Consider the following 19,539-nt stretch of genomic DNA (forward strand, 5'->3'; position numbering starts at 1 on the left):
TCCAGATCGTCGCTAAACCGCCGGCGCTTCCGCCGGCGTCAACTTCTCGCGATACCTGACGATCGCCTCGCGCGTGAAATCCGTCAGCGCGAGCCCGTATGCATCCGGCGCTTCGTCGAGCGTCGAGAGCAGCGCGCGCCGCATGCGCGGCTCCCAGAAACGGCGGATATGCTCGGCGACGCCGGTCAGCGCTTCCTCGTGATCCGGCATCGATTCGAAGAAATCGCCGATCCGGTTCGCCATGTCGATCAGATTCTGGTTGTCCATGGCTTGCCTTACTTGCCTGCGCTCACGTTGGCCAGCTCGCGCTGTTTCAGCAGATCGAGCTGCTCGCGATTGAAGCGTGAGTAGTCCTTCTGCCATTGCGACGGCTGTTCGACCGGCATCACCTGCACCGCGGTCACCTTGTATTCGGGGCAGTTGGTGGCCCAGTCGGAACTGTCGGTGGTGATCACGTTCGCGCCCGATTCGGGGAAGTGGAACGTCGTATAGACGACGCCCGGCTGCATCCGCGAGGTGACCTTCGCGCGCAGCACGGTCTGTCCCGCGCGCGACTCGATGCCGACCCAGTCGCCGGTCCGGATGCCGCGTTCCTCCGCATCGTGCGGATGCAGTTCGAGCCGGTCCTCGTCGTGCCAGCGCGAGTTCTCGGTGCGGCGCGTCTGCGCGCCGACGTTGTACTGCGACAGGATGCGACCGGTCGTCAGCAGCAGCGGATACTTGCGCGTGACTTTCTCCGGCGACGCGATGAACTTCGTGATCACGAACTTGCCCTTGCCGCGCACGAAGGTATCGACGTGCATCGTCGGTGTGCCGTCAGGCGCTTCCTCGTTGCATGGCCACTGGATGCTGCCCATCTCGTCGAGCTTACGATACGACACGCCGTGGAAGGTCGGCGTGAGCCGCGCGATCTCGTCCATGATCTCGGCCGGATGCGTGTAGTCCATCTCGTAGCCGAGCGCGCGTGACAGCAGGATCGTGACTTCCCAGTCCGCGTAGCCGGCGAGCGGCGGCATCACCTTGCGCACGCGCGAGATGCGGCGTTCGGCGTTCGTGAACGTGCCGTCCTTTTCCAGGAACGACGAACCGGGCAGCAGCACGTGCGCGTATTTCGCGGTCTCGTTGAGGAAAATGTCCTGCACGACGATGCATTCCATCGACGACAGCGCCGCCGCCACATGATGCGTGTTCGGGTCCGACTGCACGATGTCCTCGCCCTGGCAGTAGAGGCCCTTGAAGCTGCCGTGCAGCGCGGCGTCGAACATGTTCGGAATGCGCAGCCCCGGTTCGGGTTGCAGCGTGACGCTCCACGCGTCCTCGAATAGCGAGCGCGTCACCGTGTCGCTGATATGGCGATAGCCGGGCAACTCGTGCGGGAACGAGCCCATGTCGCACGAACCCTGCACGTTGTTCTGACCGCGCAGCGGATTCACGCCGACCCCTTCGCGGCCGATGTTGCCGGTCGCCATCGCGAGGTTCGCGATGCCCATCACCATCGTCGAGCCTTGCGCATGCTCGGTGACGCCGAGGCCGTAGTAGATCGCCGCGTTGCCGCCGGTCGCGTAAATGCGGGCCGCTTCGCGCACCTGCTGCGCGGGCACGCCGGTCGCCGCTTCGGTCGCTTCGGGCGAGTTGTCCGGCAGCGCGACGAAATCGCGCCACTGCTCGAACGCGCGGGTTTCGCAGCGTTCGGCGACAAAGGCGTCGTTCACCAGCCCTTCGGTGACGATCACATGCGCGAGCGCGTTGACGATCGCGACGTTGGTGCCCGGGCGCAACTGCAGATGATGCGAGGCCTTCACGTGCGGCGTATCGACGATATCGATCCGGCGCGGATCGACCACGATCAGCTTCGCGCCTTCGCGTATGCGCCGCTTCAGACGCGAGCCGAACACCGGATGGCCGTCGGTCGGATTCGCGCCGATCACCATGATGACGTCGGCCTTGTCGACCGACGCGAAGGTCTGCGTGCCCGCCGATTCGCCGATCGTCGTCTTCAGGCCATAGCCGGTCGGCGAGTGGCACACGCGCGCGCAGGTGTCGACGTTGTTGTTGCGGAACGCGGCGCGCACGAGCTTCTGCACGAGGTAGGTTTCCTCGTTCGTGCAGCGCGACGACGTGATGCCGCCGATCGAATCGCGCCCGTGCTTGTCCTGGATGCGGCGGAATTCGGATGCCGCGTACGAAATCGCTTCTTCCCAGCTGACTTCGCGCCACGGGTCGGTGATCTTCGCGCGGATCATCGGCTTCCTGATGCGGTCCTTGTGCGTCGCATAGCCCCACGCGAAGCGGCCCTTCACGCATGCGTGTCCTTCGTTCGCCTGACCATTCTTGTGCGGCACCATCCGCACGACCTGGTTGCCCTTCATCTCGGCCTTGAACGAGCAGCCGACGCCGCAGTACGCGCAGGTCGTGACGATCGAGTGCTCGGCCTGACCCAGCATCACGACGGACTTTTCCTGCAAGGTCGCGGTCGGGCACGCGGCGACGCAGGCGCCGCACGACACGCACTCCGAATCCATGAACGGCTGGTTCTCGCTCGCGGCGACGCGCGACTCGAAGCCGCGTCCGGCGATCGTCAGCGCGAACGTGCCCTGGGTTTCCTCGCACGCGCGCACGCAGCGATTGCAGACGATGCACTTCGACGGGTCGTACGTGAAGTACGGATTCGATTCGTCCTTCTGGTCCTTCAGATGGTTCGCGCCGTCGAAGCCGTAGCGCACTTCGCGCAGGCCGGTCACGCCGGCCATGTCCTGCAGCTCGCAGTTGCCGTTGGCGGGGCAGGTGAGGCAGTCGAGCGGGTGATCGGAGATGTACAGCTCCATCACGTTGCGGCGCAGCGACTGCAGACGCTCGGTCTGCGTGCGCACCTTCATGCCGGCTTCGACCGGCGTCGTGCACGAGGCCGGATAGCCGCGCCGTCCTTCGATCTCGACGAGGCACAGACGGCATGAGCCGAACGGTTCGAGCGAGTCGGTCGCGCACAGCTTCGGCACGTTGACGCCGGCAACGGCCGCCGCGCGCATCACCGACGTGCCGGCCGGCACCGTGACCGACTGGCCGTCGATGTCGAGCGTGACGTCGACGTCAGAATGGCGCGCGGGCGTGCCGTAGTCGGTGTCGTCGAAGAACGGGTTGGCGGCGCGCGCCATCGCTTGCGACTTGCACGCGCAGTTGCCGGAGCCGCAGCCGCCGGAAGTTGAGTTGATCTGATCGGACATGGTGAGGCTCCTGGGTCAGGCCGCGGCGGCTTTGGTGGCGTGGTCGGCGGAATCGGCCGATGCGCCGGCGAGACCGAAATCTTCAGGGAAATGGTCGAGCGCGGATAGCACCGGGTAGGGCGTCATGCCGCCCATCGCGCACAGCGAGCCGGACACCATCGTGTCGCACAGATCGCGCAGCAATTGCACCTGGCGCGTCGACGTGTCGCCGTTGCGGATGTGCGCGATCACCTCGACGCCGCGCGTCGAACCGATCCGGCACGGCGTGCATTTGCCGCACGATTCGAGCGCGCAGAAGTGCATCGCGTATTGCGCGAGCTCGGCGAGATTCGAGGTGTCGTCATGCACGACGAGACCACCGTGACCGACCACCGCGCCGACCGCCGCATACGCTTCGTAGTCCATCGGAATGTCCCACTGACTTTCCGGCAGATAGGTGCCGAGCGGACCGCCGACCTGCACCGCGCGCGCCGGCCGGCCGCTTGCGGTGCCGCCGCCGTAGTCGTCGAGCAGCTCGCGCAGCGTGACGCCGAACGCGAGCTCGACGAGCCCGCCGCGTTTGATGTTGCCGGCCAGCTGGAACGGCAGCGTGCCGCGCGAGCGGCCCATGCCGAAGTCCTTATAGAACGCGGCGCCGCGCGCGAAGATGATCGGCACGGTGGCGAGCGTGATCACGTTGTTGATCACGCTCGGCTGACCAAAGAGGCCGGCGAGCGCGGGCACCGGCGGCTTCGCGCGGACGATCCCGCGTTTGCCTTCGAGCGATTCGAGCAGCGCGGTTTCTTCGCCGCACACGTATGAGCCCGCGCCTTTGGCGACGAACAGCTCGAAGCGGTGTGCGTTCGAGCCGAGCACGCTGTCGCCGAGCCAGCCGGCTGCGCGCGCGCGTTCGATGGCCGCTTCGAGTGTTGCGATCGAATGCGGGTATTCGCTGCGCACGTAGATATAGCCGACGGTCGCGCCGGTCACGACGCCCGCGATGATCATGCCTTCGATCAGCATGTACGGATCGCTTTCCATCACGAGACGATCGGAGAAGGTGCCCGAGTCGCCTTCGTCGGCATTGCAGACGATGTACTTCTGCGCGGCCTTCGCGCCGCGCACCGTGCGCCATTTGATGCCGGCTGGGAACGCCGCGCCGCCGCGGCCGCGCAGGCCGGATTCGATCAGCGCTTCGCAGGCGGCGTCGCCGTCGGTTTGCAGCGCATTGCGTAGGCCTTCGAGGCCGCCGTGCGAGACGTAGTCGTCAATGGAAAGGGGATCGGTGATGCCGATGCGCGCGAAGGTCAGGCGCTGCTGTTTCTTCAGATACGGAATCTCGTCGACGATACCGACGCGCCGCTCATGCTCGTCGCCGTCGATAAAGCCCGCATCGAACAGCGCGGCGACGTCTTCCGCCTCGACGTTCGCATAACCGATGCGGCCCGCCGGCGTCGCGACTTCGACGAGCGGTTCGAGCCACAGCAAACCGCGCGAGCCGTTGCGGATCAGTTCGATCGCGATGCCGCGGCGCGCGGCCTCGGCTTCGATCGCCTGGGCGAGCGCGTCGGCGCCGAGCGCGAGTGCCGACGAATCGCGTGGAACGTAGATGCGTGTCATGCCGGCACCTCCACGCACTTGCTCGCCGCGGCGAACAGCGCGTCGAATTTTTGCGGCGTGACGCGCGCGTGCAGCGTGCCGTTGAGCATCATGGCCGGCGACAGCGCGCACTGGCCGAGGCAATACACCGACTCCAGCTCCACCGTCGCGCCATGCTCGTGCGCGGCGTCGAAGCGGCAGCCGGTGTGCGCCTCGATATGCTGCGCGAGCGCCTCGGTGCCCATGCTGCGGCAGGCTTCGGCGCGGCACAGCTGCACGGTGACGGGCGCGGGCGGCTGGCTGCGGAAATGGTGGTAGTAGGTGATGACGCCGTGGACTTCCGCGCGCGACAGGTTCAGCGCACGCGCGAGCGGCTCGACCGTTGCCGCCGGCACGTAGCCGACTTCGTCCTGGATCGCGTGCAGGATCGCGATCAGCGAGCGGCCCGGCTGCGCGTGACGTTGCACGAGCTGATCCGGTGCCGTGGCGAGAGTATCGTCCAAGGGGGCTCCTCCAAAGCTATATATGCACTTGTGATTCATAATACGTGCACGTATGCTTCTTCTATTCGATATGGTATTACCGAACGATAGGCGGGCTAACGGGCGCACGCAATAGGAAAGAGCCAAACATATATGATCAGGATCGAGTGCCAGGTCGAGCTGGTGGTGAAGGGGGCGGACGGCCGCGAGGCCAGCCTGTCGGACGTGGTGCCGCTGCTTGCGCTCGTCGGCGAATCCGGCAGCATCGCGCAGGCTGCGGCGCTTAAGGGTTTGTCCTACCGGCATGCGTGGGGCTTGCTGCGCGGCATCGAGGAGCGTCTGGGCGGTCCGCTGATCGCGAAGGAGCGCGGTCGCGGCTCGGTGCTGTCGGACCTCGGCCATGCGGTGCTGCGCGCGCAACGGCTGTGCGGCGAGCGGCTCGACGGCAATCTGCAGGCGCTCGCGAGCGAAGTGGCGAGCGATCTGAACCGCTGGCTCGCGCCACCCGCCGACGACGTGCGCATCCACGCGTCGCACGGTTATGCGGTGGCCGCACTGGTGACGGCGCTGGTCGCCCGCGATCTGCCGGTCGATATCAAATACCGCGATAGCGCGGATGCGGTGAGCGCGCTGGCGCGCGGCGAATGCGATCTGGCGGGCTTTCATCTGCCGCTCGGCGAATTTCGCGCGACCTGCGCCGATACGTACCGACGCTGGCTCGATCCGCAGCGTCACGTGCTCGTGCATCTGACGCGCCGCAAGCAGGGGTTGTTCATCGGCAAGGGCAATCCGAAGCGGCTCGGCGGCCTCGGCGATCTCGCGCGCGACGACATCCGCTTCGTCAATCGCCAGCCGGGCTCCGGCACGCGGATGCTGCTCGACCTCGCGCTGCGGCGGGTTGGCGTGGACCCGGATCGCGTCAATGGCTACGCGTCGACCGAACTCACGCATTCGGCGATCGCGGCGTTCGTCGCCAGCGGGATGGCGGACGTGGGCTTCGGCGTGGAGCCGGCCGCGCATCACTTCGGGCTCGACTTCATTCCGATCGTCGACGAGGACTATTACTTCGCTTGCGACCGCGCGCATCTGACCCGCGCGCCGCTCGCGGCTGTGATCGATCTGCTGCGCGGCAGCGCGTTTCGCCACAGTGTCGAGCAGCTCGACGGCTACGATCCGAGCGGTTGCGGACGGATCGTCGATCTGGCCGAAGGGCTCGGCGAGACGACGGCGTGAGCGCGCGATTTACTGTGGCGTAAGAGCCTGTAAACTTAAAAACGTCGTCGGCGGGCATGTGCCACTGCGCAGCGCGCCGGTTTCCGCTACTCTCTTGGCTTCGCCTCCGCTTTAACCGCGCGCCACGTCGCGCTGAACCGACATGAAAGCTCTTCTTCACGCATGTGCCGCCGTTGCCGCGGCAGGTGTGCTTTGCGCCACCGTCTCCGTTGCTTTTGCGCAGAATTCTCCCGGCGTGCCGGGCGGCATCCTGACCGACGAATTCCGTATCAACGAGCATCCGCAGATGCCGTTCGCGGCGTCCGCGCCGTCGGACAAGTATCAGCACGGCAAGCGCTCGTCGGCGCGCAAGCGCGGCGACATGGGCGATCCGAATGGCTGTAATCTGCAGTGCCCGAAGGACGAGTGAGGTTTCGTTCGGGTGGTCTGGAAGGTTGATGCAACGCCGGCTTTTGGGCCGGCGTTGTAGTTTGTGGGCGTGGGTTTTGGGGCTGTCTGTCGTTTCCTGGCTGTTGGTATTTTTGCGGCTTACGGTTTTTTTTCGGACTTTCGTTTTCCGCGTTGTCTTTGCGGTGGATGACTTTCGTCACCGCCGCGTCGTGAGGGCGGCGGCGGTAGCGGTGCCGCCGTGCGGCTGCTCTTAATGTGGTCTCGTGGCCGCTACCGTTTGAAGCTGAAGCTGGTCTGCTGCTGGACCCTGGCGTGTCTCAAGGTTTCGCGACGTGCCACATGTCCTTGAAGCCGTCTCCCTTTGCATCGCCCGCCTGTTTATCGGCCGCGTAGCGATACAGCGGATGGCCCTTGTACGCCCATTGCTGCTTGCCGTCCGCGCTCGGGATCAGCGTCCAGTCGCCCGACGGCTTGTCGGTCGACGCCGCGGTGGCCGCGGGCCAGTTGCTCATGCAGCCGCCGGTGCAGGCGCTGACGCCGGGCGAGGTGTCCTTGTCGAAGGTGTAGAGGGTCATGCCGTCGGCGGTGACGAAGCGGCCTTCGCTGATTTTGGGCGGCTCGGCGAACGCGCTTGTATGCAGTGCGGCGAGCGCGAGCGGGGCCAGGAAGAGGATGGTCTTGCGCATGATGCGGGCTCCTGTGTTGACGACGTGTGAGATGACGCGCCTGGGCACCAGGCTTGAAACCGCCGACGAAGTCGTGACCATGACCGCAGTCGACATCGCTCGTCTGCGTTGATGCTTCTTCGAGTATAGGCAGCGTAGACAGCGTCGCTGGCTGCCGTTGCCGTTGTGCGTGCAAGGTAGTGAACGGATGAAGGTGGCCCGATATTCCCGTTCCGGCAACATCCATGCGTTCGGGCGATGCTCGCGCGCCGCATTGGGCGGGCTGAAAAACAAAAAACCCCGATAGCGCGACGGCAATCGGGGTTTTTCGTGAGGCAGGCGGGTGAGCCATGCCGGAGTTTGGGGCGGCGTCAACCGAATTATGGCCTCCGATCCTTGGCAGGTAAGGCTATAAGTTTCCATGAATCGATAACAACCCCCAAAAGCCCCCTTATTGCCAGCCTTGCTGGACGCTTTCCATAGCTTCCTCGTCGACGGCGATCCTGAGCCGAAGGACTGCCGTAAGTTCGTCGAGAGTCCAAGCGGTGATCGGCATCGTACAATCGCGAGCGACGAACCCAAAGTGGGCGCGGAGAAGGTCATCTGCCTCGTGAGAGAAGGGTCGGGGACTTCTGCGGGCGGGCGGCGCGCGGTCGAGCGCGGGGCGCATCCCTTTGTTCGGCGCGGACATCACGCGGCGCGTGCTGGCCGCGATCGCGCGCCGCTGAGCGTGCACAAAAATCTGCTGCTCGGGCTCGCGTCGGCTGTCGCTGCGCGCCTCGCGGCTGCGGGCAGCGCGTCACGTTGCAGGCTGTTCCGGTGCTCGCCGAGCGCACGCGTGTCGGCGCGCTACTCATTAAGCGAGGCGGATGCTAGCTACATTAACGCTGCAATACTTCGCGCAATAGCATAGCGACCGCCGTAGAGCCCAGCGCAAGAGGTAAGCCTGCATCAATGAAGAGCCATCTGAGGTTTTGGCTTTTCAGAAAAAATTTGAACCAGGCATCGAATCTTCCCAGCGATACAGGTATGCGCGCCGACGTGACGGTCTGTTCGATGCTTTCCATGGCGGATTTGAGCTTGGTCATATCGTTTCGGATGTGTACCAGGCTTTCGATGGCGGCGCGTTTGTTCAATTCTTGCGCGTCCTTCATTGCTTCCCGCACGCTCGATTCCCAGCCGGCAATACGATTCGTCATTTCTTGAAGTGAGGTCGACACCCGGTAACCTGAAGATGCTTGACTCTTCCACCAGTTGTATAGGGTAGATTGGCGAGGGTCAGCCGGATAATCCGCGTGCTGGGAACCTAACGTTGATCCCGTTTGAAATGCGACTTTTGTGCCGGTCAGTCTGATGCGCCACTCGATAAAAGCATCGAAGAAATACCATGCGAAATGGACAAGCAGATAAGTAGTGACAATAAGCAGCCCCTTGTTGATCAGGGTGCTGGTTAGGCCAGTAAACTGCAATCCGAGGATAGTGGATTGTGGATTGACGTGTAGATCTCCAAGCACGCTTGCGATTGAGACGAAGCTTGCAATAAGAAGATTGCGTTTGACCTTTAGCGCATCATCGCTCATCTCAGGAGCAACTGGCTCTCCAAGGATTTTTCCAACTGCTTCCAAGTTATCTGTCATTTCTACCTGTGCTAACTAGCCGTACGAGAACACGTCAATTTCAGCTTTGTTGAGAATGACGAAACCTGGGCGCCATTCTCTTGATGTCCGACTGGGGCCCGACGCAACACATGCGAAGCGTTTCAGGCTCCAAGTCGTCGTTCGGCTAGCCTTGTGCGCAAGCCGGCGGCTCTCCTTGATGTTGCACGTTAACCATCCACGGCACACCAAACCGATCTACCAGCATTCCAAAACCGGCCGTCCAGAACGTTTTCTGCAACGGCATTGTCACTTGGCCGCCCAGCGCTAAGGCATTGAAAAACTTCTCGGCTGATACCGGATCATCCGCCGTCACTGAAAGACTGAAACCGGAATGCGCCGAATTACCCGTGCTGCAATCACCGTCGGACATGAGCACGTGCGTTTTGCCGATCGCGAGAGTCGCGTGCATGATCTTGTCCATGCTTTCCGGCGGCACCGGCGAACCTTGGGGCGCATCCCGGAAGCGCATCTTCAGCAGTTCCTTGGCGCCAAGCGCATCACAATAAAAACCGATGGCTTCTTCGCATCGGCCGTTAAAAAAAAGGTACGGTTGAATTTCCATTCTGGTTCTCAGAAAGTAGGTAAAAGGAGAATGCCAACGGTCTTGCCGGTGGCGTCGAGCGTCCGTTTATGGCCGAATCTACCTCAAGGGTCAATGCTGGCCGCCAGGCTTGTCGCGGGCTTCGTCGCGGCACCGCTTGCGGGCCTCGACGAGCGTCACGGCGGGGTAGATGCCAAGGGCGAGACTTTGCTCCTTGCCGACGAACCGGTACTTGAGCACCCATCGCTTGCCGCCGGCCGACGTGACCAGTAGGTGCAGGCCACCTCCGTCGAACAGCTTCTGCTGCTTCTCCGCCGGCTTGGCATTACGAATCGCCATATCGGTCAAGGCCATGTGTGTTTCCGTGCGTGTCTGCCGCGTTGGGGGGGCGATTTGCTGAACAATGAAACACCCCCAAGACAACCCCCGCCTGGGGTTGTAGCTACTGGGGATTGTTGGTGAAAGATTGCAATAAAAAACCCCCGCGAGGCAAGGCCAGGCGGGGGTTCTTGGTCAAACGTGGTGAACGTTTGGAAGGTATTTGGTGGAGGCGGCGGGAATCGAACCCGCGTCCAGAAGTCCTCTACGACCAGTTCTACATGTTTAGTTCTGTCTTTTGATTTAACCGCAGCGACGCGGACGAACACGCTGCGCTACGGCGATTCACTAGATTTTCGACCCGGACGTCGTGACGCCGCCAAGGCTTAACTGACGTATATGACCTCTGTCGGTATTGCTACCGGTCTTGCGACACTAGCCCGTCAGTGAACTAGGCAGAGGACGGCGGCCCTTAGGCTGCCAGTGCGAACGTATCGTCGTTTGCAGTTACGTTTTTCCCATTGATTAACGAGGTGACGGGTCCTCGACATGCCCTAGCCGCTTCGCAACCCCTGTCGAAACCAGGTCGCCCCCGCGGTTCGTTGCTCACATATATGAGCCAGTGGAGATTTTACAATAGATTGATGGGCGCGTTGTGTGTTCCTGCGGTCGACGGAGGTTGCAACTTCGTTAGCAAGTGTGTCGACTGGGTCTTTCAGACGCGTTTTGTCACTCATCCATCAGCCGATGTCGCGCAGCAGCGTCTGCAGCTCGACCGGCGATTGCACCACATGCTGCGCGTGCCATTGCGTCGGCGGAATGTCGTTGCCGCAATAGCCGTACGCCGCCGCGATGGTCTTCATGCCGGCGGCAAACCCGGCCTGCACGTCGCGCAGGTCGTCGCCGACATAGACGACGCGCTCCGGCGCGACGTTCAGTTCGCGCGCCGCGTGCAGCAACGGCGCCGGATGCGGCTTCGAATGAGGCGTGGTGTCGCCGCTCACGACGCAGCCGGCGCGCTCTTCGAGTCCCAGTTGCGCGACCAGCGGCTCGGTCAGTTGCGTGACCTTGTTCGTCACGATGCCCCAGCGCACGCCGCGTGCGTCGAGGTCGTCGAGCACTTCGGCGATGCCGGGAAAAAGCGTGGTTTCGATGCACAGATCCGCTTCGTAGTTGGCGAGGAACTCCTCGCGCATCGACGCAAACTCGTGGTGGTCCGGGCCGATGCCGAACGCGCCGCCGATCAACCCACGCGCGCCGGCCGAGGCCAGCGGACGCAGTTTTTCGAGCGGAACCATGTCGAGGCCGCGGTCGTGGCGCATCTTGTTGACGGCGGCCGCGAGGTCGGGCGCTGTGTCGGCAAGCGTGCCGTCGAGGTCGAACAGCACGGCCTGGCAAAAGCCGAGCATGTTCTCGTTGTCTTCGCGTTGGGGCAGGGGAGTCGGGTCGCTCATTGTTCGTTGGGTGCGGCGTTCAGACGGCTCAGGCTTCGCGGCGGCACGCGAGCATGTAGTTGACGCTCGTGTCGGCCGACAGCGTGAAGTGCTTGCTGAGCGGGTTGTAGACGATGCCTTTGATGTCCGCCGTGTGCAGGCCGGCGGCGCGCACGAAGCCGGCGAGCTCGGACGGGCGGATGAAGCGTGTGTAGTCGTGAGTGCCTTTCGGCAGCATCCGCGCGATGTATTCGGCGCCGATCACTGCGAACAGATACGACTTCACGTTGCGGTTCAGCGTCGAGAAGAAGACCCAGCCGCCCGGCTTCACGAGGTTCTTGCAGGCCTCGACGATCGCAGCCGGTTCGGGCACATGCTCGAGCATTTCCATGCAGGTGACTACGTCGTAGGTGCCGGGTTCGCGGGCCGCGAGCGCCTCGGCGGCGATTTCTTCGTAATCGACGGTTACACCACTTTCAAGGCTGTGAAGATCGGCGACGCCAAGCGCCTGCGTCGACAGGTCGATACCCTTCACATGAGCACCGAGCCCCGCCATCGATTCCGACAGGATGCCGCCGCCGCAACCAATATCGAGCACTTTTTTGCTGGCGAGATGGGCGTGCGCGTCGATCCAGCTCAGGCGGATCGGATTCAGTTCGTGCAGCGGTTTGAATTCGGCGTTCGGATCCCACCACCGGTGCGCGAGGTCGCTGAATTTCTGTAGTTCGTGGGGATCGGCGTTGGTCATGGCGAAAGCTGCCTCGATGAGAGCGGTGAGCGGGCGCTCGAGGATAAACCCCGAGTATATAGGGCGAGAGACAGGGCGGCAAAAACGCGGGCAGGACGGGGTGAGCGTCGGCCGGTAGCGGTGGGGGGAGGCCGCGGTCCCTTGCGTGCCGGCGGGGGCGCTACGCTACGCCTCCGAATGGCGGCGCGCATAAAAAAAGCCCCGCCGGAGCGGGGCTTTCGATACTGCGGTAATTTGCAGCTTACTGCTTCGGCGTACCGACCACTTCGACTTCCACGCGGCGGTCCGGTGCGAGGCAGGCGATGAGTTGCTTGCGGTTCTTCTGGTTGCAACCGGTGGTAACCGGGTTGCGACGGCCCTTGCCTTCCGTGTAGATACGGTTGGCTTCGACGCCCTTGCTGACCAGGAATGCCTTCACAGCTTGAGCACGGCGCAGCGACAGACGGTCGTTGTACGCGTCCGAACCGATACGGTCGGTGTGGCCCGTTGCAACGACGACTTCGAGGTTGATGCCCTGAATCTTCGCTGCCAGTTCGCTCAGGCGTTCCTTGCCAGCCGGCTTCAGGATTGCCTTGTCGAAGTCGAACAGCGCGTCAGCTTGATACGTAATCTTTTCGCTGGAGATGGCCTGTGCCGGAGCGACCGGAGCCGGCGGGGTCGGAGCTTGAGCAACCAGAGCGCCGTCGCACTTGGCGTTAGCCGTTGCGGGCGTCCAGAATGCATCGCGCCAGCAAAGCTCGTTCGTGCCGTTCATCCACACGTATTCGCCAGTACCATTCACCCAGTTGTCGTTGGTAGCTTGTCGCGACGCCGGCACCGATTGGGCCATGGCGGATGCAGCCATAACTGCGGTAGCTGCAATGAACGCGAGCTTTGAAAGTTTATTCATATTTCTCCTCTCGAAATTGAGATTACCGCAGGTTTACTGCGAGCCTGTTGACGAAGACAAGTCATACATTGCTCGAAGTATAACATTGGTGCGGAACAAAAACCGTTTGTGTAGACTTCGAGCAGTGTCTGACTCTTTGTGCGTTGGCATTTTGCCATATCGTTCCCTTCCGACGAAAAAAAAATCCACCCCCCATCAAATCCCCCTTCAATTGTGGTGCATGCGCAACAAATGCTTTTCCCGGAGTGGTCCGTCAGCTCTGGCTGAGCGGCGAATTGCCGCACGCACGAATCGAGCCCGATCGGCGGGAAAATCAGGGTGTCGGCAGGGCCGGAGTGGAGCGCCCTCTAATATGTATACGTACCGTCGTCGGGGGCGGATGCCCGGCATGTTAGAATCGCGTGATGCGTTGCGCCTGCAATGCTTACGCGAAGGCGCGGCCCAACCGTCGCCTTGGCACGTAAAAGATACGGATAATGGATCAATTCGCCAAAGAGACTCTGCCAATCTCCCTAGAGGAGGAAATGCGCCGTTCGTATCTCGATTACGCGATGAGCGTGATCGTAGGGCGAGCGCTTCCCGATGTCCGCGATGGCCTGAAGCCGGTGCACCGGCGCGTGCTGTACGCGATGCACGAGCTGAACAACGACTGGAACCGCGCGTACAAGAAGTCGGCGCGTATCGTCGGCGACGTCATCGGTAAATACCACCCGCACGGCGACACGGCTGTATACGACACGATTGTCCGGATGGCGCAGGACTTTTCGCTGCGCTATATGCTGGTGGACGGTCAGGGCAACTTCGGTTCGGTCGACGGCGACAACGCCGCGGCCATGCGGTACACCGAAATCCGCATGGCGAAGATCGGCCACGAACTGCTGGCCGACATCGACAAGGAAACGGTCGACTTCGTGCCGAACTATGACGGCAGCGAGAACGAACCGGCCATCCTGCCCGCTCGTATCCCGAATCTGCTGATCAATGGTTCGTCCGGCATCGCGGTCGGCATGGCGACCAACATCCCGCCGCATAACCTGAACGAAGTCGTCGACGCGTGTCAGCATCTGCTGAAAAACCCCGAGGCGACGATCGACGAGCTGATCGAGATCATCCCCGCGCCCGATTTCCCGACTGCCGGCATCATCTACGGCGTGGCCGGCGTGCGCGACGGCTACCGAACGGGCCGCGGGCGCGTCGTTATGCGAGCGCTCACGCACTTCGAGGAAATCGATCGCGGCCAGCGCATGGCGATCATCGTCGACGAACTGCCGTACCAGGTGAACAAGCGCTCGCTGCTCGAGCGCATCGCCGAGCTCGTCAACGAGAAGAAGCTCGAAGGCATCTCCGACATCCGCGACGAATCCGACAAGAGCGGTATGCGTGTCGTGATCGAGCTCAAGCGCGGCGAAGTGCCCGAAGTCGTGCTGAACAACCTGTACAAGGCCACCCAGCTTCAGGATACCTTCGGCATGAACATGGTCGCGCTCGTCGACGGCCAGCCGAAGCTGCTGAATCTGAAGGAAATGCTGACGTGTTTCCTGTCGCACCGCCGGGAAGTGCTGACGCGGCGCACGGTCTACGAACTGCGCAAGGCGCGCGAACGTGGCCATGTGCTCGAAGGTCTCGCGGTCGCGCTGGCGAACATCGACGAATTCATCGCGCTCATCAAGGCCGCGCCGACTCCGCCGATCGCCAAGCAGGAACTGATGTCGCGTGCGTGGGATTCGTCGCTCGTGCGCGAAATGCTGTCGCGCGCCGAGGCTGAAAACGCGACGGCCGGTGGTCGCGAAGCGTATCGTCCGGAGGGTCTGAACCCGTCGTTCGGTATGCAGGCCGACGGGCTTTATCGTCTGTCCGATACCCAGGCGCAGGAAATCCTGCAGATGCGTCTGCAACGCCTGACCGGTCTCGAGCAGGACAAGATCATCGGCGAATACCGCGACGTGATGGCGCAGATCGCCGACCTGCTGGACATTCTGGCTCGCCCGGAACGCATTTCGGCCATCATCGTCGAGGAACTGACGTCGATCAAAGCCGAATTCGGCGATGCGCGCCGCTCGAAGATCGAACTGAACGCGACCGAACTGAACACCGAAGACCTGATCACGCCGCAGGAAATGGTCGTGACCATGTCGCACGCGGGCTACGTGAAATCGCAGCCGTTGTCCGAATATCGCGCGCAGAAGCGCGGCGGTCGCGGCAAACAGGCGACTTCCATGAAGGAAGACGACTGGATCGACACGCTGTTTATCGCGAACACGCACGACCACATCCTGTGCTTCTCGAACCGCGGCCGCGTCTACTGGGTCAAGGTCTACGAAGTTCCGCAGGGCTCGCGCAATTCGCGCGGTCGTCCGATCGTCAACATGTTCCCGCTGCAGGAAGGCGAGAAGATCACGGTCGTGCTGCCGGTCAAGGAGTTCTCGGCGGATAAATTCGTGTTCATGGCGACCGCGTTAGGAACGGTAAAGAAGACACCGCTCGAAGCATTCAGCCGTCCGCTGCGCAAGGGTATTATTGCGGTCGGTCTCGATGAGGGCGATTACCTGATTGGCGCGGCCATCACCGATGGTCAGCACGACGTGATGCTGTTCTCGGATTCGGGCAAGGCAGTGCGCTTCGACGAGAACGACGTGCGTCCGATGGGCCGCGAGGCGCGTGGCGTGCGCGGCATGCAGCTCGAAGACGGCCAGAACGTGATCGCGTTGCTGGTGGCCGGCGACGAGCAGCAGTCGGTGCTCACCGCAACCGAAAACGGCTTCGGCAAGCGCACCCCGATCATCGAGTACACGCGTCACGGCCGCGGCACAAAGGGCATGATCGCGATCCAGACCTCGGAGCGTAACGGCAAGGTGGTCGCCGCGACGCTGGTGGATCCGGAGGCGCAAATCATGTTGATCACCACGACCGGTGTGCTGATTCGCACGCGGGTGTCGGAGATCCGTGAGATGGGCCGCGCAACCCAAGGTGTTACACTCATCAGCCTTGACGAAGGGACCAAGCTGTCTGGTCTGCAACAGGTAGCTGAGGCCGAGGGCGAGTCGGAAGGTGATTCCGACGGCTCCGTCGAAGGTGACAACGGCGGTGAGGGCGGCGGCGCGGCTTGATCCGTGTCAGCGGCTTTCAGTCTCAGTTAATACGTTGAAGCTACGCTGCGGGTCACCGCGTATCGGGCCGGTACGCTTTCCCGTGCGGCGTGCAGTTCAAGTTAATTTCTCTTAGGGAGTAATGATGCAAAAACGATTCAAACAACTGATGTTGCTGGCTGCCATCGTGCCGACCTTCGCCATGGCTCAAGCGCTGCAGAACCAGGCGCCGGCAGCTCCGGCTGCTGCAGCAGCACCGGTTGACCCGGCCAAGCAGGCTGCGATCAAGGACCTGCTCGACGCCATCGACGCACAGAAGCTGGTCGGCGCGATCGGCAACAGCGCGCAGATGCAGGCCAAGCAGCTTGTGCCGGCAATCCTGTCGGACGCGCTGAGCGAAAACAAGACGATGACGGACAAGCAGAAGCAGGCTGCCGTTCCGACGCTGCAGAAGAACACGGTGCCGAAGCTGGTTGACAGCGCAGGTCAGGTTTTCGCGACCGACGCTTTCCGTCAGGACGCGATGCAAGCTCAGTACGACGCGTACGCGAAGTACTACAGCACGTCGGAAATCAAGGATCTGACGACGTTCTACAAGAGCCCGACCGGCCGCAAGTTCATCCAGGTGCAGGACCAGGTTGGCCGCGACGTCGTGAACAGCCTGATGCAGAAGTACATGCCGGAATCGATCAAGGCAACGCGTGAGCAGGCCGACAAGGAAGTCGCATCGGTCAAGTCGGCTGCCAAGTAAGTTCTGCCCGCAAGGCTGCGCCAGGTTGAATTGGGCGCAGCTTGCCGCGGTCTCCGGGTAAGTGCCTGGAGGCGCGCCCGCTGGGCCATACGGCGTGGCGGGTTGGCGGCGACAATGCGATAATGGCCGTTTGCGCACTGGCGCAAACGGCCATTTTCTTTTTCGGCGAGCAGTTTCGCAGTTCTTTTTCCGCCGATTTTCGCGCGATTCCGTTTTTTCGCGCCTGCTTCCAGGACCACCCATGCGCGTCTTTAATTTCTCCGCCGGCCCGGCGGCCATGCCCGAAGAAGTGCTGCGCCAGGCAGCCGACGAGATGCTCAACTGGCACGGCAGCGGCATGAGCGTGATGGAAATGAGCCATCGCGGCAAGGAATTCATGTCGATCCACGAGGAAGCGCTGACCGACCTGCGCGAGTTGCTGCAGGTGCCGGCGAGCCACCGCATCCTGTTCCTGCAGGGTGGCGGCCTCGGAGAAAACGCCATTGTGCCGATGAACCTGCTCGGCTCGAAACCGCGCGCGGATTTCGTCATCACCGGTTCGTGGTCGCAGAAATCGTTCAAGGAAGCGCAGAAATACGGCAGCGTGCATCTGGCGGCGACCGGCCAGACCGCCGAAGGCTTCACGCGCGCGCCCGCGCGCTCGGAATGGCAACTGTCGGACGATCCGGCATACGTGCATCTGTGCACGAACGAGACCATTCACGGCGTCGAAACCTTCGAGATTCCCGACCTCGGTGACGTTCCGCTCGTCGCGGACGCGTCGTCGCATATCCTGTCGCGCCCGATGGACATCGCCAAGTACGGCGTGCTGTTCGGCGGCGCGCAGAAGAACATCGGCATGGCCGGCGTAACGGTTGTGATCGTGCGCGAGGACATGCTCGATCGCGCAATGCCGATCTGCCCGTCGGCGTTCGAATGGAAGACCGTCGCCGAGAACAATTCGATGTACAACACGCCGCCCACCTACGCGATCTATATCGCAGGGCTCGTGTTCAAGTGGTTGAAGAAGCAGGGCGGCCTCGTTGCGATGGAAGCGCGCAACCTCGAAAAGTCGCAATTGCTGTACGACGCGATCGATTCGAGCAGCTTTTATCTGAACAAGGTCGAGCGTGGCTCGCGCTCGCGGATGAACGTACCGTTCTTCCTCGCCGACGAGTCGCGCAACGAAGATTTCCTGTCCGGCGCGAAAGCGCGGGGCTTGGTGCAGCTAAAGGGCCACAAGTCCGTCGGCGGCATGCGGGCGTCGATTTATAACGCCGTCCCGCTCGAAGGCGTCAAAGCGCTTGTCGAATACATGAAGGAATTCGAGCAGCGCAGCGCCTGAGTCGGCCGACTCGCAGGCGCGCGCATCCTTTCCAGCAGTTACCCGGCAGGGCCGTTTTTCACGCATGGACGACGAACTCAATAACCGACTCAAACCTCTGCGCGATCGCATCGACGCGCTCGACGCGCAACTGATCGCGCTTCTGAACCAGCGCGCGTCGGTCGCGCTCGAAGTGGGCGAGGTCAAGAAGCATTTCAACGCGCCGGTGTTCCGGCCGGAGCGCGAGCAACAGGTGATCGCGCGTCTGCAGGAAATGAGCAAAGGGCCGCTCGCGGACGAGCACATCAGCGCGATCTGGCGCGAGATCATGGCCGCGAGCCGCGCGCTCGAAAAGACCATCAAGGCCGCTTACCTCGGGCCGGTCGGCACGTATAGCGAACAGGCGATGCACGAATACTTCGGTCAGTCGATCGAAGGCCTGCCGTGCTCGTCGATCGACGAAGTGTTCCGCTCGGTCGAAGCAGGCGCCGCCGACTACGGCGTCGTGCCGGTCGAGAATTCGACCGAGGGCGCGGTGTCGCGCACGCTCGATCTGCTGCTGCAAACGCAACTGATTATCGGCGGCGAACTCGCGCTGCCGATCCATCACAACCTGCTCACGCAAAACGGGCTTGCCGGCGTCAAGCGCGTGTGCGCGCATGCGCAGGCGCTCGCGCAATGCCAGCACTGGCTGTCGGCGAACGCGCCGCATCTGGAGCGCCAGGCGGTTGCGAGCAACGCGGAAGCCGCGCGCATGGCGGCCGAAGATCCGACCGTCGCGGCGATCGCCGGCGATCGCGCGGCGATTCACTACAGTCTGCAGGTCACCAATGCGCTGATTCAGGACGACCCGCACAACCGCACGCGCTTCGTGATGATCGGCAAGCAGCCGACCGGTCCGAGCGGTCATGACCAGACTTCGCTGATCGTGTCGGTCGCGAACGAGCCGGGCGCGATGGTCAAGCTGCTCGAGCCGCTCGCGCGGCACGGTGTGTCGATGACGCGTTTCGAATCGCGCCCGGCGCGCATCGGCACGTGGGAGTACTACTTCTATATCGACGTCGAAGGCCATCGCGACGATGCGGCCGTGGCCGCCGCGCTCGCTGGACTCGGCGAGAAGGCCGCGTTCCTGAAGATACTCGGCTCCTATCCGCGCGCCCGCTAGGCGGATCAGGCAATACCGGCAGCGCAGTCCGGGCGGCATCACAGGTACCGCCTGGCCGTCCGGCCGCATATAACACTA

At 62.7% G+C, this 19,539-nt stretch carries 16 protein-coding genes, 1 other RNA gene and 1 pseudogene; 6 read left to right on the top strand and 12 right to left on the bottom strand.

Annotated features, from left to right (window positions below; translation table 11 throughout):
• Positions 1–12 precede the first annotated feature (12 nt).
• From HHL14_RS01110 to HHL14_RS01125, 4 genes are read right to left on the bottom strand one after another with little or no spacing between them, the layout of a single operon-like run.
• Positions 13–267: a formate dehydrogenase subunit delta gene (locus HHL14_RS01110; RefSeq protein WP_169495749.1), complete on the bottom strand. Its 255-nt coding sequence runs from the start codon at positions 265–267 to the stop codon at positions 13–15.
• A gap of 8 nt (positions 268–275) precedes the next feature.
• On the bottom strand, positions 276–3,221 hold the full coding sequence (fdhF, locus tag HHL14_RS01115) for a formate dehydrogenase subunit alpha (protein WP_169495750.1): 2,946 nt from the start codon (positions 3,219–3,221) through the stop codon (positions 276–278).
• A 15-nt stretch (positions 3,222–3,236) separates the two neighbouring features.
• Positions 3,237–4,820, bottom strand: a complete 1,584-nt coding sequence (locus tag HHL14_RS01120; protein WP_169495751.1) for a formate dehydrogenase beta subunit — start codon at positions 4,818–4,820, stop codon at positions 3,237–3,239.
• Positions 4,817–5,302 (bottom strand): NAD(P)H-dependent oxidoreductase subunit E, encoded by a 486-nt coding sequence (locus tag HHL14_RS01125; protein WP_169495752.1) that lies wholly within the window; start codon positions 5,300–5,302, stop codon positions 4,817–4,819. The genes HHL14_RS01120 and HHL14_RS01125 overlap by 4 nt, the downstream gene beginning before the upstream one ends.
• 132 nt (positions 5,303–5,434) lie before the next feature.
• On the opposite strand from HHL14_RS01125, the gene HHL14_RS01130 reads away from it, so the two are divergent.
• Together HHL14_RS01130 and HHL14_RS01135 are read left to right on the top strand one after the other, a co-directional pair.
• The gene (locus HHL14_RS01130; RefSeq protein ID WP_169495753.1) at positions 5,435–6,514 is read left to right on the top strand and encodes a substrate-binding domain-containing protein; all 1,080 of its coding nucleotides are present in this window, start codon (positions 5,435–5,437) and stop codon (positions 6,512–6,514) included.
• A 142-nt stretch (positions 6,515–6,656) separates the two neighbouring features.
• A complete protein-coding gene (locus tag HHL14_RS01135) occupies positions 6,657–6,923 on the top strand; it encodes a hypothetical protein (RefSeq protein ID WP_169495754.1) in 267 nt (88 codons plus the stop codon).
• Between the two features lie 298 nt (positions 6,924–7,221).
• Here HHL14_RS01135 and HHL14_RS01140 read toward each other — a convergent pair whose 3' ends face one another.
• The 8 genes and pseudogenes from HHL14_RS01140 to ompA form a co-directional block, all read right to left on the bottom strand.
• On the bottom strand, positions 7,222–7,590 hold the full coding sequence (locus HHL14_RS01140) for a COG4315 family predicted lipoprotein (protein WP_169495755.1): 369 nt from the start codon (positions 7,588–7,590) through the stop codon (positions 7,222–7,224).
• An 860-nt stretch (positions 7,591–8,450) separates the two neighbouring features.
• The gene (locus HHL14_RS01150) at positions 8,451–9,206 is read right to left on the bottom strand and encodes a hypothetical protein (protein WP_169495756.1); all 756 of its coding nucleotides are present in this window, start codon (positions 9,204–9,206) and stop codon (positions 8,451–8,453) included.
• 145 nt (positions 9,207–9,351) lie between these two features.
• Positions 9,352–9,789: a VOC family protein gene (locus HHL14_RS01155; RefSeq protein ID WP_169495757.1), complete on the bottom strand. Its 438-nt coding sequence runs from the start codon at positions 9,787–9,789 to the stop codon at positions 9,352–9,354.
• 86 nt (positions 9,790–9,875) lie between these two features.
• Positions 9,876–10,122 (bottom strand): annotated as a pseudogene (locus HHL14_RS01160) (Arm DNA-binding domain-containing protein); the annotation flags it as partial.
• Positions 10,123–10,310: 188 nt separating this feature from the next.
• Positions 10,311–10,680: a transfer-messenger RNA gene (ssrA, locus tag HHL14_RS01165) on the bottom strand.
• A 146-nt stretch (positions 10,681–10,826) separates the two neighbouring features.
• Positions 10,827–11,540, bottom strand: a complete 714-nt coding sequence (gph, locus tag HHL14_RS01170) for a phosphoglycolate phosphatase (protein ID WP_169495759.1) — start codon at positions 11,538–11,540, stop codon at positions 10,827–10,829.
• Positions 11,541–11,568: 28 nt separating this feature from the next.
• Positions 11,569–12,267, bottom strand: coding sequence for a bifunctional 2-polyprenyl-6-hydroxyphenol methylase/3-demethylubiquinol 3-O-methyltransferase UbiG (ubiG, locus tag HHL14_RS01175; protein WP_169495760.1), 699 nt, complete (start codon positions 12,265–12,267; stop codon positions 11,569–11,571).
• A 241-nt stretch (positions 12,268–12,508) separates the two neighbouring features.
• Positions 12,509–13,156 (bottom strand): outer membrane protein OmpA, encoded by a 648-nt coding sequence (gene ompA / locus HHL14_RS01180; protein ID WP_169495761.1) that lies wholly within the window; start codon positions 13,154–13,156, stop codon positions 12,509–12,511.
• Between the two features lie 476 nt (positions 13,157–13,632).
• On the opposite strand from ompA, the gene gyrA reads away from it, so the two are divergent.
• The 4 genes from gyrA to pheA all read left to right on the top strand — a co-directional run bounded on the left by gyrA (position 13,633) and on the right by pheA (position 19,461).
• On the top strand, positions 13,633–16,263 hold the full coding sequence (gene gyrA, locus HHL14_RS01185) for a DNA gyrase subunit A (protein WP_169495762.1): 2,631 nt from the start codon (positions 13,633–13,635) through the stop codon (positions 16,261–16,263).
• A gap of 124 nt (positions 16,264–16,387) precedes the next feature.
• A complete protein-coding gene (locus HHL14_RS01190; RefSeq protein ID WP_169496277.1) occupies positions 16,388–16,993 on the top strand; it encodes a DUF2059 domain-containing protein in 606 nt (201 codons plus the stop codon).
• Between the two features lie 241 nt (positions 16,994–17,234).
• Complete coding sequence (gene serC, locus HHL14_RS01195; protein ID WP_169495763.1) at positions 17,235–18,317, top strand: 3-phosphoserine/phosphohydroxythreonine transaminase; 1,083 nt, start codon at positions 17,235–17,237, stop codon at positions 18,315–18,317.
• A 64-nt stretch (positions 18,318–18,381) separates the two neighbouring features.
• A complete protein-coding gene (gene pheA, locus HHL14_RS01200; RefSeq protein ID WP_169495764.1) occupies positions 18,382–19,461 on the top strand; it encodes a prephenate dehydratase in 1,080 nt (359 codons plus the stop codon).
• Positions 19,462–19,539: the final 78 nt, after the last annotated feature.

It is taken from the genome of Paraburkholderia antibiotica (genome assembly GCF_012927125.1).
GTDB classification, from domain to species: Bacteria; Pseudomonadota; Gammaproteobacteria; order Burkholderiales; family Burkholderiaceae; genus Paraburkholderia; species Paraburkholderia antibiotica.

What these genes read in the sequence shown, in the direction of transcription:
- ubiG (WP_169495760.1), bottom strand. Translation starts at nt 12,267, where the DNA reads ATGACCAACGCCGATCCCCACGAACTACAGAAATTCAGCGACCTCGCG.
- HHL14_RS01150 (WP_169495756.1), bottom strand. Translation starts at nt 9,206, where the DNA reads ATGACAGATAACTTGGAAGCAGTTGGAAAAATCCTTGGAGAGCCAGTT.
- ompA (WP_169495761.1), bottom strand. Translation starts at nt 13,156, where the DNA reads ATGAATAAACTTTCAAAGCTCGCGTTCATTGCAGCTACCGCAGTTATG.
- HHL14_RS01135 (WP_169495754.1), top strand. Translation starts at nt 6,657, where the DNA reads ATGAAAGCTCTTCTTCACGCATGTGCCGCCGTTGCCGCGGCAGGTGTG.
- serC (WP_169495763.1), top strand. Translation starts at nt 17,235, where the DNA reads ATGCGCGTCTTTAATTTCTCCGCCGGCCCGGCGGCCATGCCCGAAGAA.
- fdhF (WP_169495750.1), bottom strand. Translation starts at nt 3,221, where the DNA reads ATGTCCGATCAGATCAACTCAACTTCCGGCGGCTGCGGCTCCGGCAAC.
- HHL14_RS01110 (WP_169495749.1), bottom strand. Translation starts at nt 267, where the DNA reads ATGGACAACCAGAATCTGATCGACATGGCGAACCGGATCGGCGATTTC.
- gyrA (WP_169495762.1), top strand. Translation starts at nt 13,633, where the DNA reads ATGGATCAATTCGCCAAAGAGACTCTGCCAATCTCCCTAGAGGAGGAA.
- HHL14_RS01140 (WP_169495755.1), bottom strand. Translation starts at nt 7,590, where the DNA reads ATGCGCAAGACCATCCTCTTCCTGGCCCCGCTCGCGCTCGCCGCACTG.
- HHL14_RS01130 (WP_169495753.1), top strand. Translation starts at nt 5,435, where the DNA reads ATGATCAGGATCGAGTGCCAGGTCGAGCTGGTGGTGAAGGGGGCGGAC.
- HHL14_RS01155 (WP_169495757.1), bottom strand. Translation starts at nt 9,789, where the DNA reads ATGGAAATTCAACCGTACCTTTTTTTTAACGGCCGATGCGAAGAAGCC.
- pheA (WP_169495764.1), top strand. Translation starts at nt 18,382, where the DNA reads ATGGACGACGAACTCAATAACCGACTCAAACCTCTGCGCGATCGCATC.
- gph (WP_169495759.1), bottom strand. Translation starts at nt 11,540, where the DNA reads ATGAGCGACCCGACTCCCCTGCCCCAACGCGAAGACAACGAGAACATG.
- HHL14_RS01120 (WP_169495751.1), bottom strand. Translation starts at nt 4,820, where the DNA reads ATGACACGCATCTACGTTCCACGCGATTCGTCGGCACTCGCGCTCGGC.
- HHL14_RS01190 (WP_169496277.1), top strand. Translation starts at nt 16,388, where the DNA reads ATGCAAAAACGATTCAAACAACTGATGTTGCTGGCTGCCATCGTGCCG.